The sequence below is a fragment of the Roseitranquillus sediminis genome (genome assembly GCF_016918935.1).
Lineage (GTDB): Bacteria > Pseudomonadota > Alphaproteobacteria > Rhodobacterales > Rhodobacteraceae > Roseitranquillus > Roseitranquillus sediminis.
The window spans coordinates 162,802-177,339 of the sequence record NZ_JAFFOB010000015.1; the positions used below are offsets into that span (position 1 = coordinate 162,802).

Consider the following 14,538-nt stretch of genomic DNA (forward strand, 5'->3'; position numbering starts at 1 on the left):
CGTGCGACGGACCGCAACATATCGTGGCGTGCGCAACACTTCGCCGGTCTCATGGACAATGCTGCCGCTATTTGGTGCTTGACCTGCGATTTTCGGGTGACGGTGACGCGATCAGCGCGTAAGCTTGGGAGAAACAAAGAAGCGATCCGGCCGCAAAGGCCGGGCTCATTGGCAGAAGAACAGGCGGAACATCATGGCACTCAATCTGACGGTTCCCGAGCGGGACGACGACCTCAAGCCCCGGATCACGGTCTTCGGCGTGGGCGGCGCCGGTGGCAACGCGGTCAACAACATGATCGCGAAGGAGCTGATGGGCGTCGAGTTCGTGGTGGCGAACACTGACGCGCAGGCGCTGCAGCAATCGACCGCGCCCCAGCGCATCCAGATGGGCGTCAAGGTGACCGAGGGGCTGGGCGCGGGCGCGCGTCCCTCCGTCGGCGCCGCCGCCGCCGAGGAGACGATCGAGGAGATCATCGACCACCTCTCCGGCGCGCACATGTGCTTCATCACCGCCGGCATGGGTGGCGGCACCGGCACCGGGGCCGCTCCGATCATCGCTCAGGCCGCGCGCGAGATGGGCGTGCTGACCGTCGGCGTCGTGACCAAGCCCTTCCAGTTCGAGGGCGGCAAGCGGATGCGCCAGGCCGAGGAGGGGGTCGAGGCGCTGCAGAAGATGGTCGACACGCTGATCATCATCCCGAACCAGAACCTGTTCCGGCTGGCGAACGAGAAGACGACCTTCACCGAGGCGTTCTCCCTCGCCGATGACGTGCTCTACCAGGGCGTGAAGGGCGTGACCGACCTGATGGTGCGCCCGGGCCTCATCAACCTCGACTTCGCCGACGTCCGCAGCGTGATGGACGAGATGGGCAAGGCGATGATGGGCACTGGCGAGGCCGAGGGCGAGGATCGCGCGACGCAGGCCGCCGAAAAGGCCATAGCGAACCCGCTCCTCGACGAGATCAGTCTGCGTGGCGCCAAGGGCGTGCTCATCAACATCACCGGCGGCTACGACCTCACGCTCTTCGAGCTCGACGAGGCGGCGAACCGCATCCGCGAGGAGGTCGATCCCGACGCCAACATCATCGTCGGCTCGACCCTCGACGCGGACATGGAGGGTCGGATGCGCGTCTCGGTCGTCGCGACCGGCATCGACGCGGTCGAGGGCTATGCCGAGACTCCGATGCCGCGCCGCCGGATGACGGCCCAGCCGCAAGCGAAGCCGGAGCCGCAGCCCGAGCCCGTGGTGGACCAGGCGCCGGCCGAGCCGGTGGTCGCGCAGGAAGCGCCCCGGCCGGAACCGCAGCCGGTGCGGATCCAGTCGCCCGAGCCGGACCTCTTCGAGGAGCCGGCCGAGCCCACCACCGCCGACGGCCTGCCGCCGCCGGCCTACCAGCGGCCCGCCGCCGCGCAGACGCCGCAGGTCGCGCCGCTGCAGACCCCGCGCGCGCCGGGACAACCGAGCGCCGAGGCGCTTGCGCGTCTCCAGGCCGCCGTTCGCAAGGTCCCGCCCGGCACGCAGCCGGTTCCCGGCGGCACGGCCTCGGCCGACAGGCGCCATTTCGGCATAAACTCGCTCATCGGTCGAATGACCGGGCACGAGAGCAGGCATGGCGTGGCCCACGGTCAGGTGGCGCCGGAAGAGTCCGACGAGGCGATGTCGGGCGAGGACGAACGCATCGAAATCCCCGCATTCCTGAGGCGTCAGGCCAACTAAACGCGAACAGGAACGAGCAGCTTTGGGGGCGGCTTTGGCCGCCCCTTTCGTCGTGCGGCAACGGTACCGCTCCACGTGGCAGCTTCGTGTTACAAGCCGTTGCAAACCTTGATTTGTGACACGCCAAGGCTGGGCATAGCTGTGACCGTGCCAAAGTGGCAGGGGACAGTCATGCAAACCACGCTGAAAACAGCGGTCACCTTTACCGGCGTCGGCCTCCATACCGGGCAGCAGGTCAGGATGACGCTCCGGCCCGCGATGGCCGAGGCGGGCGTGTGGTTCAACAGGATCGACGTGCGCGACAATCCGTGGATCTGCGCGCGCTGGAACGCGGTCACTCCGTCGCAGCTCTGCACCCTCGTGGTGAACGAGGCTGGCGTCTCGGTTTCGACGATCGAGCATGTGATGGCCGCGATCGCCGGCTGCGGCCTGAACAACGTGATCGTCGAGATCGACGGCCCCGAGGTTCCGATCATGGACGGCAGCGCGGCCGATTTTGTCGCCGGGATCCTGTCCGCGAGACTGGTGCGCCAGAACGCACCCGTGCGCGCGCTGCGCGTCATGCAGCCGGTGGAGGTCCGCCGCGGCGACGCCGTTGCGCGGCTCGAGCCCGCAGAGGGCTTCGGCATGGAATTTCACATCGATTTCCCAGACGCGGCCATCGGACGGCAAGCGATGTCGCTCGACCTCGCGAACGGCGCCTTCGTGCGCGAGCTCTGCGACAGCCGCACCTTCTGCCGCAACTCGGACGTCAGCGCGATGCGCGCGCAGGGTCTGATCCTCGGCGGCAGCGTCGAGAACGCTGTCGTGGTCGACGGCGCCGAAGTGCTGACGCCGGGCGGCCTGCGCCACGCGGACGAGGCGGTGCGGCACAAGATGCTCGATGCGCTGGGCGACCTCGCGCTCGCCGGCGCGCCGATCATCGGCCGCTATGTCGGCCATCGCGCCGGCCACGCGATGACGAACCTCCTGCTGCGCGAGGTCTTTGCGCGCCCCGATGCCGTGCGGCTTGTCGCCTGCGGAGGGCATCTTTCGGCGCGGCTGCCCGGTGCGGGCGTGACCCGCTCCGACCTTTCGGCGCTCGCCGCCTGACGGCGCGGGCACCGGCCGGGGTGGCAAGGCGCGCAAACACGTTTCAAGCCGTTTTTCGCTATGCTAAGCCGCTCTTGGAAGCAGGAGTGGGCGCGGCATGAAAAGGGTTTGGTTGCTGATCGGGGCTCTCGCGGTTTCGGCGTCGGTCGCGGGGTGCAGCCGTCTGCCGAACCCCTTCGTCAGCCGGGAGCAGCCGCTGGAGAACCAGCCGGCCGAGCAGATCTTCCAGCAGGCCGAGCTGGAGCTTGCGCAGAACGATCCCGACGACGCCGCCCGCCTCTTCGGCGAGATCGAGCGTCTCTATCCCTATTCCAGCTACGCCAAGCGCGCGCTGGTGATGCAGGCCTATGCCTATCACCGCGAGCGTGACTACGACGCGAGCCGCGCAACCGCGCAGCGCTTCATCGACCTCTACCCGGCCGACGAGGACGCGGCCTACGCCCAGTACCTGCTGGCGCTCAGCTACTACGACCAGATCGACGACGTTGGCCGCGACCAGGGCCTGACCTTCCAGGCGCTGCAGGCCCTGCGCGAGGTGATCGAGGTCTATCCCGAAAGCGAGTACGCCCGCTCGGCGATCCTGAAGTTCGACCTCGCCTTCGACCACCTCGCGGCGAAGGAGATGGAGATCGGGCGCTACTACCTCAAGCGCGGGCACTACGTCGCGGCGATCAACCGCTTCCGCATCGTCGTCGAGGACTTCCAGACCACCACGCACACGCCCGAGGCGCTGCACCGCCTGGTGGAAGCGTACCTGTCGCTCGGCCTCGAGGACGAGGCGCGGACCGCAGGCGCGATCCTCGGCCTGAACTTCCGCGGGACCGAGTGGTACCAGGACAGCTACGCGCTCCTCACCGGGCGCGGCCTGACGCTCGAGCCGGCCGGCGAGGGCTTCCTCTCCGACATCTATCGGCAGGTGGTGCGGGGCGAGTGGCTCTGACCCCATGCTGCGCGGCCTCGACATCCGCGACATGCTCATCATCGACCGGCTGGAGATCGAGTTCCGGCCGGGCCTCAACGTCCTGACGGGCGAGACTGGGGCCGGGAAGTCGATCCTGCTCGACGCGCTCGGCTTCGTGCTCGGCTGGCGCGGCCGGGCCGAGCTGGTCCGGCAGGGGGCGGAGCAGGGCGAGGTGACTGCGTGGTTCGACCTGCCCGAGGGACACGCCGCGCGCGCGGTCCTGCAGGAGGCGGGGCTGCCGGACCGAGACGAGCTGATCCTGCGCCGGGTCAACACGCCCGACGGGCGCAAGACCGCCTGGGTCAACGACCGGCGCACCAGCGGCGAGGTGCTGCGGCGGCTCTCCGATACGCTGGTGGAACTCCACGGCCAGCACGACGACCGCGGCCTCCTGAATCCGTCCGGCCACCGCGCCCTCCTCGACGCCTTTGCCGGGTTCGAGCGCGCGGTCGAGGCGACCCGCGGCGCCTGGCGCGCGCTCCACGCGGCGCGGGAGCGGCGGCGCGCGGCGGAGGCTTCGCTCGAATCCGTGCGGGCCGAGGAGGAGTTCCTGCGCTTCGCCTCCGCCGAGCTCGATGCGCTCGACCCGCAGCCGGGCGAGGAGGCGGAGCTCGACGCCCGCCGCCGGCTGATGCAGGGCGCGGCACGGGTGCGAGAGGACATCGCCCGCGCGCATCAGGCGCTGGGACCGGACGGTGCCGAGGGGCGGATGCACGACGCCTCCCGTTGGCTCGATGGCGCCGCGGACGGCGCCGAGGGCCGGCTCGACGCGGCGATGGCGGCGCTCGACCGCGCGCTCGACCAGCTCGGCGAGGCGCAGTCGGGGGTGGAGTCGGCGCTGGAGGAGATGACGTTCGATGCGGGCGAGCTGGAGCGCGTGGAGGAGCGGCTCTTCGCGATCCGCGGCCTCGCGCGCAAGCACGGCGTGCTGCCGGACGACCTCGCTGCCTACGCCGCAGATCTCCGCACGCGGCTGGAGGCGCTCGACGGCGGCGCCTCGGATCTCGCGCGGCTCGCGGCGGACGAGGCGGCCGCCGGCGCGTCCTACGACGCCGCGGCCGACGCACTGAGCGCGGCCCGGCAGGCGGCTGCCGAGCGGCTCGATGCGGCGATGGCGGCCGAGCTTGCGCCCCTGAAGATGGAACGGGCCGCGTTCCGCACCGTCGTCGAGGCGGCCGAGCCCGGCCCCGGCGGCCGCGACGGCGTGACCTTTACCGTCGCGACGAACCCCGGAGCGCCGGCCGGACCGCTCAACCGCATCGCCTCGGGCGGCGAGCTCAGCCGCTTCCTGCTGGCGCTGAAGGTCTGCCTGACGAACGAGGTGCCGGGCCTCACGCTCATCTTCGACGAGATCGACCGCGGCGTCGGCGGCGCCACGGCCGACGCGGTCGGCCGCCGCCTCGCAGCGCTGGCGCGGCAGGCACAGGTGCTGGTCGTGACCCACTCGCCGCAAGTGGCGGCGCTGGCCGATCACCACTGGCGGGTCGAGAAGCGGGTCCTGCCCTCGACGACGACCTCCACTGTAATCCCGCTCGACACGGCGTCGCGCGTGGACGAGATCGCGCGGATGCTGGCGGGCGACACGGTCACGGACGAAGCCCGCGGCGCCGCACGCGCGCTGCTCGCGGGCTAGGGCGGGGGAACTCCCGCCCGCCGGACTGCGCGCTGCCGCGCTTGCCGGCGGCTGGGCCGGGCGCCGCGGCCGGTCCGGCCGCGGCGCGGTCGTGCATCGACTCCCTCCGCGCGCCACGTCCGGGGCCGGTCCCGCGTGCGGCGCACCGCGCGCCGCTCACGGCGAGCGCGGGGCACCTGTGGCCTCGTCGAGCCGGGAGCGGCCCCCTTCAGCGGTAATCCCGCGGCGCCATCCCCTCGGGTCCGGCAAGCCATGTCTCCGCCCCCGCATGCACATCGGTGTTCTGTGCTGCCACCGCCTGCCATCCGTCCGGCTTCCGCTCCAGCACGAAGACGAGGACCGTGGTGCGCGCGCCGCCCTCCGCGCCGTCCGGGCGCAGCTGGCCCGTCAGCCGAACCCGCGCATGGACCACGGCGCTGTCCGCACCGAGGCGGCGCACCTTCACCCGCCCGACCGCGAGCCGCGAGCGTGAGAAGAACGTCTCCAGCCCCCGCCGGTGCGCCGCCTCGATCGCCTCCCGCGTCTCCCACCAGATCCCGACGACGTTGACGAAATCGGCATCCTCGGCGAAGAGCCCCGCCAGTGCCACGGCGTCCCGTGCCATCCACGCCTGCGCGAAGGCAGCGGGGAAATCCTCCGGCGCGCCGACGCCGCTCAATCCGCCTCGACGACCTTGCCCGGGTTCATGATGCCCGCCGGGTCCAGCGCCCGCTTCAGCTCCGCCATCACGGCCCAGGCCGCGCCGTGCTCGCCCTCCATGTAGCGCATCTTGCCCATCCCGATCCCGTGCTCGCCGGTGACGGTGCCGCCGAGCCGCAGCGCCCGCTCGTTCATCCGCGCCGCGAGCGTCCGCGCGGCCTCCAGCTCGCCCGGCGCCTCCGGGTCGATCAGCAGCGTCGCGTGAAAGTTGCCGTCGCCGACATGCCCGAGGATCGGTCCCGCTATGGGCGAGGCCGCGATCTCCGCCGCCGTCTCCTCGATCGCCTCGGCGAGGCGCGAGATCGGGACGCAGATGTCGGTGACGAGCGGTCGCGCCCCCGGCCGCGTCGCGATGATCGCGTGGTAGGCGTCGTGCCGCATCCGCCAGAGGCGGTTGCGGGCCTCGGCCTCGGCCGACCAGCGGAAGCCGAGGCAGCCGAACTCGTCCGCGATCTCGCCGAAGCGCGCGGCGTCCTCGGCCGCCCCGGCCTCCGAGCCGTGGAACTCCACCATCAGGTGCGGCAGCTCCGGGAAGTCCGCGCCGGCATAGGCGTTGAAGGCCGCCGCGGAGGCGGCGTCGAGGTACTCGATTCGCGCCATCGGCACCCCCGACTGGATCGTCGCGATCACCGCCGCCACCGCGCTCGCCGTGTCGGGGAAGGCGCAGACTCCCGCCGTCACCGCCTCCGGCTGGCCCCGCAGCCTCAGCGTCAGCTCGGTGATCAGGCCGAGCGTTCCCTCCGCGCCGACGAAGAGCGCGGTCAGGTCGTAGCCCGCCGCCGAATTCCGCGCGCGGCTGCCGGTGCGGATCACCCGCCCGTCGGCGAGCACCACCGTCAGGCCGAGCACGTTGTCCCGCATCGTGCCGTAGCGCACCGCGGTGGTCCCGCTCGCCCGCGTCGAGGCCATCCCGCCCAGTGACGCGTCGGCGCCCGGATCGACCGGAAAGAAGAGCCCCGTCGCCCGCAGCTCTTCGTTCAGCCGCCGGCGCGTAACGCCCGGCTCGACGGTGCAGAGCATGTCGTCGGCATCGACCGACAGCAACCGCGCCATCCGGCCGAAATCGACGACGACCCCGCCGCGCACAGCCAGCGCGTGCCCCTCCAGCGACGTCCCCGCGCCCCAGCCCACCACCGGCACGCCATTCGCGGCGCACACCTGCACCAGCCGCGAAACCTCCTCCGTCGTCTCGGGGTAGGCGACAGCGTCCGGCGCCGTCTCGGCGAAGTGGGCCTCCGAGCGGCCGTGGATCGCCAGATCGGACTTGGAGCGGCTGAGTCGATCGCCTAGGAACGAGGCGAGCTCGGTCAGGGCGGCAGGCAGCGTCACGCGGGGGATCCTCCTTCGCCGGCGCCGGCGACACTAGGCCAGGCGCGCCGGCGGGAAAAGGCCGCTCACGAGAGGCCCGCCAGAGGAGGGGCTGAGGGTGAGCGATACGCCGCATTCCCGGATCGCCGGCCATGCCCGTGCCGCGCGCGAGACGTGGCGCGAGGCGCTCCAGATTGTCCGCCGCCGCGGCCCGAGCCAGGTGCAGTTCTGGTTCATCGCGCTCGCCATCGGCATCGCCGCCGGCTTCGCCGCCCTCTTCTTCCGCAAGGGGATCGAGACGCTGCAGTCGGCGCTCTACGGCACCGACGACCCCGCGACGCTCCACAGCTTCGCCGAGACGCTGCCGTGGTACTGGATCCTCTGCATCCCGATCGGGGGCGGTCTCGCCGTCGGATTCATCCTCAGTCGGTTCACGCCCGATGCGCGCGTCCGCACGGTCGCCGACGTGATCGAGGGCGCCGCGCTCCGCGATGGCCGGGTCGAGCGTCGCGCCGGCCTCGCCTCGATCGCCGCCTCACTCATCACGCTTGGCTCCGGCGGCTCGACGGGGCGCGAGGGGCCGGTCGTCCACATGGCCGGCCTGATCTCCACCTGGGTCTGCAGGCGCATCCACGCCGATGGCATCACCGGGCGAGACCTCCTCGGCTGCGCCGTCGCCGCCGCCGTCTCGGCCAGCTTCAACGCCCCCATCGCCGGCGCCCTCTTCGCGCTCGAGGTGGTGCTGCGCCATTTTGCCGTGCACGCCTTCGCGCCCATCGTGATCGCCTCCGCCGCGGGCACCGTCATCAACCGGATCGAATACGGCGGCGTCACCGAATTCACGCTGCTGCAAAACACGCTCAGCTTCTACGTCGAGCTCCCTGCCTTCCTGCTCCTCGGCCTCGTCTCCGGCCTCGTCGCGGTGGCACTGATGCGCGCCATCTTCTGGGCCGAGGACGTCGGCAACGCGATGCAGCGCCGGCTGAGCCTGCCGCGCATGATCCGGCCGGCGATCTCGGGCGCGCTGCTCGGCGCCATCGCCATCCTCTACCCGCACATCATCGGCGTCGGCTACGAGACCACGTCCAAGGCGCTGACAGGCCAGCTCATCCTGACCCAGGCGGTGGTCTTCGCCGCGGTCAAGGCGGTGGCCGTCGCCATCACCATGGCGGGCCGCATGGGCGGCGGCGTCTTCTCCCCCTCGCTGATGATGGGCGCGCTCACCGGCCTCGCCTTCGGCCTCGTCGCCACGCCGCTCTTCCCCGAGGTGTCGGGCTCCGAGACGCTCTACGCGCTCGCGGGCATGGGCGCGGTCGCGGCCGCGGTCCTCGGCGCGCCGATCTCGACCACCCTCATCGTGTTCGAGCTCACCGGCGACTGGCAGACCGGCCTCGCCGTCATGGTCTCCGTCTCGATCTCCACCGCCGTCGCCTCGCGCCTCGTCCACCGCTCGTTCTTCCTGACCCAGCTCGAGCGGCGCGGCGTCCACCTCGCGGCGGGGCCGCAGGCCTACCTCCTCGCGATGTTCCGCGTGGCGCAGGTGATGCGCCGCCCCGACGATCCACACGCCGCCGCGCCCGAGGATTGCTGGAAGATGATCGAGGAGGGCGTCTATCTCGATGGCAACGCCACGCTGGAGGCGGCGATGCCGATCTTCGAGCGCGCCAACCTCTCCTTCATCCCGGTCGTCACGCTCGCCCGAGACGGGCGCCCGCCCGAGCTCATCGGCGCGCTGTTCCAGGTCGACGCGCTCAGGGCCTACAACCGCGCCCTCGCCGCCACCGCCGCCGAGGAGCATTCCTGAGGAGCAGGGACCGCGCGGCCTCCGCCGCGCCCGGCCGCAGGTGGTTCGGCCCCTTCGGCCAGCCCCTGTCAGACGTGCTCGACCGTCACCTTGTCGGGATAGAAGGCAAGGTGCCCGGCGATCTCCTCGGCCCCCGACTTCGGCGCCTCATAGCTCCACGCCACGTCCTCGACCAGCATGCTCTTGGTCTGCAGCGAGTAGTAGCTGGCCTCACCCTTGTGCGGGCAGGTCGAGGCCGTCTCCGATGGCTCCAGCATCGCCATCGCCACGTCCTCGCGCGGGAAGTAGATCACCGGCTCGTAGCCCTCCTCGCGCAGTTCCAACGCGCGATCGGACTCGCCCAGTACGGCGCCTCCGCCGCGCACGACCCAGGTGCCTTTCGCCTTGCTGATCTCGATCACGGCCATGTCTGCTCCCGATGCTGTGGAGATGCGAACCTAGCGCGTCGGACCCGACGCTTCCATGTCAGATCGGCGCCGTCGCCCGCGCCAGCCATGCGGCCGCCGCGCCGTCCACGCGGGGCCCGATGCGCTCCGCCACCTCCGCGTGATAGCGGTTCAGCCACTCCCGCTCGTCGGGCGCCAGCATGGCCGCGTCGATCAGCCGCCGGTCGATCGGCACGAAGGTCAGTGTTCGGAACCGCAGCATCCTGCGGTCATCCCCGCCCTCCAGTTTCGGCGCGTCCTCCACGACCACGAGATTTTCGATGCGGATCCCGAACGCCCCCTCGCGGTAGTAGCCCGGCTCGTTCGACAGGATCATCCCCGGCTCCAGCGGCACCTCGCTCGTCCGGCTCAGGCGCTGCGGCCCTTCATGCACGCTCAGATAAACGCCGACCCCGTGCCCCGTGCCGTGATCGAAATCCTGCCCGGCGCGCCAGAGCGGCGCCCGCGCGACGGGGTCGAGATCGCGCCCGGCGAGACCGGTCGGCCACCTCAGCGTACTGATCCCGATCATCCCGCGCAGCACGCGGGTGAAGCAGGCAACCTGCTCCTCCGTCGGCTCGCCGACAGCGATGGTGCGGGTGACGTCGGTCGTGCCGTCGCGGTACTGGCCACCCGAGTCGACCAGCAGCAGGTTCCCGTCCTGCAGCGCGCGGTCGCTCTCCTTGGTCACGCGGTAGTGGACGATGGCGCCGTCCGGTCCGCTCCCGGCGATCGTCTCGAACGAGATGTCCTCGAGCGCGTTCGTCTCCCGCCGGAACTGCTCCAGCCGCCGCGCGACCTCGATCTCCGTCAGCCCGCCGCCCGGTGCCTCGGCGTCGAGCCAGGCCAGGAACCGCACCATCGCCGCCCCGTCGCGCAGGTGCGCCTCGGCGGTGCCGGCAATCTCGGCCGAATTCTTGCGCGCCTTGGGCAGGATGCAGGGGTCCTGCTCCCACGCGATCTCCACCTCCGCCTCGCGCAGGATGTCCGCCACCGCCACCGGCGCGGTGTCGCGATCCACCCGCACCGGCCCGCCGAGGAACGTCAGCGCCGCCGCCAGCCCGTCCGGCGGCAGGGCGGTGACGCCCGCGTCGAGCGCCAGCTCCTCGACCTTCTGCGGCGCCACGAACAGGTCCACCCGAGCGTCCTCGTAGAGGATCGCGAAGGCGTGCGGCACCGGCGTCCGCGCCACGTCGGAGCCGCGGAGATTCAGCAGCCACGCGATGCTGTCGGGCAGCGTCAGCACCGCCGCCTCGTGCCCCGCCTCGCGGAGCCCCGCCGCGAGCCGTGCCCGCTTGTCCTCGCTCGCCTCCCCGGCGAGCTCCAGCGAGTGCGGCACGATGCGCCCCTCCGGCGGCGGCGGCTGATCCTCCCAGATGCGGTCGATCAGGTTCTCGCAGGGCATCATCGCGATGCCCTTGACCTCCAGCTCCTCGCGCAGCGCGGCGATCTGCGCCTCGGTGTGCAGCCACGGGTCGAAGCCGACGCGACCGCCCTCCGGCAGGTGACTGATGAGCCACGGCCCAAGCTTCGTCGCCGGCCAGTCCACCGGCGTGAAGTCCTGCGCCACCTGACCGCGCACCTGCAGCCGGTAGCGCCCGTCGACGAAGACACCCGCCACGTCCCGCAGCACCGCCGCGAAGCCGGCCGAGCCGGTGAAGCCGGTCAGCCACGCCAGCCGCTCGTCGCGCGGCGCCACCGTCTCGCCCTGGTGCGCGTCGGCCCGCGGCACGAGAAAGCCGTCGAGTCCCTCTCGCGCCATCTCGGCCCTGAGCGCCCTCAGCCGGGGCGGGCCCTGCTCGGGCCGCGTGGTCGCGACGAAGCTCTGGAACATCCGTTTAGGCCCTTTCAAGTCTTGCAGGTTCTTTGAAAAAGGCCTGTCCGTCCTTGCAAGAAGTTGCAAGACTCAGCGCGCCGCGCGCGCGATACCCCTGATCGCCGCCCGCGCCCGCTTCGGGTCCTTGTCGAAGAGTCCGGCCAGCTGCTCGGTGATCGCCCCGGCCAGCTGATCGACATCCGTGATCGTCACCGCGCGGTCGTAGTAGCGCGTGACGTCGTGCCCGATCCCGATCGCCACCAGCTCCACCAGCTTCTTGCGCTCCACCATCGCGATCACGTCGCGCAGGTGTTTCTCCAGGTAATTCGCGGGGTTGACCGACAGCGTCGAGTCGTCGACCGGCGCCCCGTCCGAGATCACCATCAGGATCTTGCGCGCCTCGGGCCGCCCTGCCATCCGCCGGTGCGCCCATTCCAGCGCCTCGCCGTCGATGTTCTCCTTGAGCAGCCCTTCCTTCATCATCAGACCGAGATTGTTGCGCGCCCGCCGCCACGGCGCATCCGCCGGCTTGTAGACGATGTGCCGCAAGTCATTAAGTCTGCCCGGCAATTGCGGCCGCCCCTCGGACAGCCACTTCTCGCGAGAGAGCCCGCCCTTCCACGCGCGGGTGGTGAAGCCCAGGATCTCGCACTTGACCTGGCACCGCTCCAGCGTCCGCGCCAGCACGTCGGCGCAGATCGCCGCGATCGAGATCGGCCGCCCGCGCATGCTCCCAGAATTATCGAGGAGCAGGGTCACGACCGTGTCGCGGAACTCCGTGTCCTTCTCGACCTTGAAACTCAACGGCGTGGTTGGGTTCGCCACCACCCGCGCCAGCCGGCCCGCGTCGAGGATTCCTTCTTCGCGGTCGAACTCCCAGCTCCGGTTCTGCTGCGCCTGCAGCCGGCGCTGAAGCTTGTTCGCCAGACGGCTCACCGCACCCTTCAGCGGCTCGAGCTGCTGGTCGAGGTAGGCGCGCAGGCGTTCCAGCTCGACGGGCTCGGCGAGATCCTGCGCCGCGACCTCCTCGTCGAATTCGGTCGTGAAGACCTCGTAGTTCGGGTCGGCCTCGCTGATCGAGGCGGGGGGCGGCGGCTCCAGCGGCGCCTCGCCGTCCGGCAGCTCGGCGTCCTCGCCCATCTCGGCGTCGGCCAATCCCTCGGCGCTCACCTGCGCCTCGGCCGCGTCCTGCTGCTCCTCCTGGGTGCTGTCCGGTGCCGCTTCGGCGTCGTCCTGGTCCTGCTGCTCGTCGCCCTGGCTCTCGGATCCGTCCTCGTCCTGACCCTCCTCGGCGTCGTCCTCGCCCTCGTCGCTCTCGTCGGGGTCGTCGCCGAGCTGGTCGCCGTAGCCCAGATCCTCGATGATCTTGCGGGCGAAGCGGGCGAAGGCGCTCTGGTCGGCGAGTGTCTCCTCAAGGCCGGCCAGGGTGCCGCCCGCCTGCTCCTCGATGTAGCCGCGCCAGAGATCCATCACGTTCGATGCGCCGGGCGGCAGGTCGCGTCCCGTCGCCAGGTGCCGGATGAGGTAGCCTGCTGCAGCAGCGAGCGGCGCGCCCTTGGCCTCGCTGATCTCGGCATAGCCGCGCCGGGCGGCCTCCACCCCGATCTTGGCGTCGATGTTCTTGGCGGTGCCGGGCATCACGCGCGCGCCGACCGCCTCGCACCGGGCCGTCTCCATCGCCTCGTAGAGGTCGCGCGCCATTTCGCCTTGCGGGGCATAGCGGCGGTGGGTGGCGGCGTCGTGGTAGCGGTGACGGAGCGCGAAGGCGTCGGCGGTACCGCGCGCCAGCAGAACCTCGTCCCGCGTCATCCGCCGCGTCACCTGCGGCAGGCGCAGCTGCTCCTCCGTCTGCCCAGGAGGGTCGACGGAGAACGTCACCCCCAGCTCGCGGTCATCGGCGAGGACGCGCGTCGCCTCGGCCAGCGCCTTCTTGAACGGTTCCGCAGGGTTGTCGTTCTGGCTCATGTCGCGCCCGATCGTGCTCTTGTCGAATGTGCTTCTCTCACATCGGCACGGCAAGGTCGACGCACCGGTCTCGGGTCTCGGCAGGCCCGATGCTCACGGAGGCGTGAGGTTCAGTCCGGAAACATATGCAGCCGCTCCATCGCTGGAAAGGCGCAGCGCCGGCGGGTTGCCGGCGCACAAGCGAAACGGGAGGAGACCATTATGCATGACATGCACCACAAGTTAGGCCGAACCACGCTGGCCGCTTCCCTCAGCGCCCTCCTGATGGCGGCGCCGGCGGCCTTTGCTCAGCAGGACCAGGCGAACCAGAACGCGGACCAGTCGCAGACGACGCAGACTGCGCCGCCGTCCGGGCAGGGTGCCGTGGACGCGCAGGCGGACACTGAGGCGGCGAACCGGGAGGATGCTGCGGGAGACGTCGAGGAGGAAGGCGCGGACGCCGGACAGGACGGAGCCCAGGAGCAACCGGCGAACCCGAACGAGGCGAACCCGGAGAGCGCGGGCCAGTCCGACGCCGAACAGTCGGGCGCCGCGGGTCGGGATGCGGCAGACGTCGAGCCGAGCCAGACCGAGGCCGCGCCAACGACCGATACCACGCACGGGGGCGGCGCGACGACCGCGAGCCCCGGAACGTCCGGCGGCGCCGAGATGCCGCAGGCCGCGACGCCGCAGGGACAGGACCTGTCCGACATCGCCTCGTCCGGTGTGCAGAACCAGCAGGGCGGGACGATCATGCTGGACATCGAGGGCTACAGCCAGGCGATCTACGAGCGCGGCTACCGGCAGGGCTATCTCCGCGGGATCGCCGACGCGCGGGAACGATTCATGGTGGAGATGGAGCAGCGGATGCGCGCCCAGCATGAGCGGATGGGTCAGCAGGACAGCACGCAGCAGCCGCTGAGCCAGCAGGAGCGCATGGAGCAGCCGCAGGGTTTGGCGGCCCAGCAGGGTGACATGCCCGCGCGCAGCATGACGGGCGAGCGCGGCTCGATCATCGTCCTGCCGCCCGGTGTCACCGCCGAAATGCTCATCGAGCAGATGATGCGGGCGAACGAGGAGGGCCAGCGCGGCAATTGATGCGCCTGAGCCCCGGAGGCGGGCCGCTCCGGCGGCCCGCG

Annotated in this window: 11 protein-coding genes; 6 read left to right on the forward strand and 5 right to left on the reverse strand. The window is 71.1% G+C overall.

Features of this window, described 5'->3' with window-relative positions:
- Positions 1-193: 193 nt before the first annotated feature.
- From ftsZ to recN, 4 genes are all read left to right on the forward strand, one after another.
- Entirely contained in the window at positions 194-1,717 is a 1,524-nt protein-coding gene (gene ftsZ / locus JM664_RS08880; RefSeq protein WP_227419554.1) for a cell division protein FtsZ, read from the forward strand.
- Between the two features lie 171 nt (positions 1,718-1,888).
- Positions 1,889-2,809: a UDP-3-O-acyl-N-acetylglucosamine deacetylase gene (gene lpxC / locus JM664_RS08885; protein WP_227419555.1), complete on the forward strand. Its 921-nt coding sequence runs from the start codon at positions 1,889-1,891 to the stop codon at positions 2,807-2,809.
- Between the two features lie 97 nt (positions 2,810-2,906).
- The gene (locus JM664_RS08890) at positions 2,907-3,749 is read left to right on the forward strand and encodes an outer membrane protein assembly factor BamD (protein ID WP_227419556.1); all 843 of its coding nucleotides are present in this window, start codon (positions 2,907-2,909) and stop codon (positions 3,747-3,749) included.
- Between the two features lie 4 nt (positions 3,750-3,753).
- Complete coding sequence (gene recN, locus JM664_RS08895; RefSeq protein ID WP_227419557.1) at positions 3,754-5,403, forward strand: DNA repair protein RecN; 1,650 nt, start codon at positions 3,754-3,756, stop codon at positions 5,401-5,403.
- A gap of 208 nt (positions 5,404-5,611) precedes the next feature.
- Here recN and JM664_RS08900 read toward each other — a convergent pair whose 3' ends face one another.
- Both JM664_RS08900 and JM664_RS08905 read right to left on the reverse strand, forming a co-directional pair.
- Complete coding sequence (locus JM664_RS08900; protein ID WP_227419558.1) at positions 5,612-6,061, reverse strand: SgcJ/EcaC family oxidoreductase; 450 nt, start codon at positions 6,059-6,061, stop codon at positions 5,612-5,614.
- Positions 6,058-7,431, reverse strand: a complete 1,374-nt coding sequence (locus JM664_RS08905; protein WP_227419559.1) for an FAD-binding oxidoreductase — start codon at positions 7,429-7,431, stop codon at positions 6,058-6,060. Before JM664_RS08905 ends, JM664_RS08900 begins: the two co-directional genes overlap by 4 nt.
- Positions 7,432-7,552: 121 nt before the next feature.
- Here JM664_RS08905 and JM664_RS08910 point away from each other — a divergent pair, with 121 nt between their 5' ends.
- Positions 7,553-9,214, forward strand: a complete 1,662-nt coding sequence (locus tag JM664_RS08910; protein WP_227419952.1) for a chloride channel protein — start codon at positions 7,553-7,555, stop codon at positions 9,212-9,214.
- 68 nt (positions 9,215-9,282) lie between these two features.
- Here JM664_RS08910 and JM664_RS08915 read toward each other — a convergent pair whose 3' ends face one another.
- The 3 genes from JM664_RS08915 to cobT form a co-directional block, all read right to left on the reverse strand.
- Complete coding sequence (locus JM664_RS08915; protein WP_227419560.1) at positions 9,283-9,621, reverse strand: DUF427 domain-containing protein; 339 nt, start codon at positions 9,619-9,621, stop codon at positions 9,283-9,285.
- A 58-nt stretch (positions 9,622-9,679) separates the two neighbouring features.
- Positions 9,680-11,473 (reverse strand): aminopeptidase P family protein, encoded by a 1,794-nt coding sequence (locus JM664_RS08920; protein ID WP_227419561.1) that lies wholly within the window; start codon positions 11,471-11,473, stop codon positions 9,680-9,682.
- A 72-nt stretch (positions 11,474-11,545) separates the two neighbouring features.
- Positions 11,546-13,420, reverse strand: a complete 1,875-nt coding sequence (gene cobT / locus JM664_RS08925; protein WP_227419562.1) for a cobaltochelatase subunit CobT — start codon at positions 13,418-13,420, stop codon at positions 11,546-11,548.
- Between the two features lie 201 nt (positions 13,421-13,621).
- On the opposite strand from cobT, the gene JM664_RS08930 reads away from it, so the two are divergent.
- On the forward strand, positions 13,622-14,497 hold the full coding sequence (locus JM664_RS08930) for a prolipoprotein diacylglyceryl transferase (protein ID WP_227419563.1): 876 nt from the start codon (positions 13,622-13,624) through the stop codon (positions 14,495-14,497).
- The last annotated feature ends 41 nt before the right edge of the window (positions 14,498-14,538 follow it).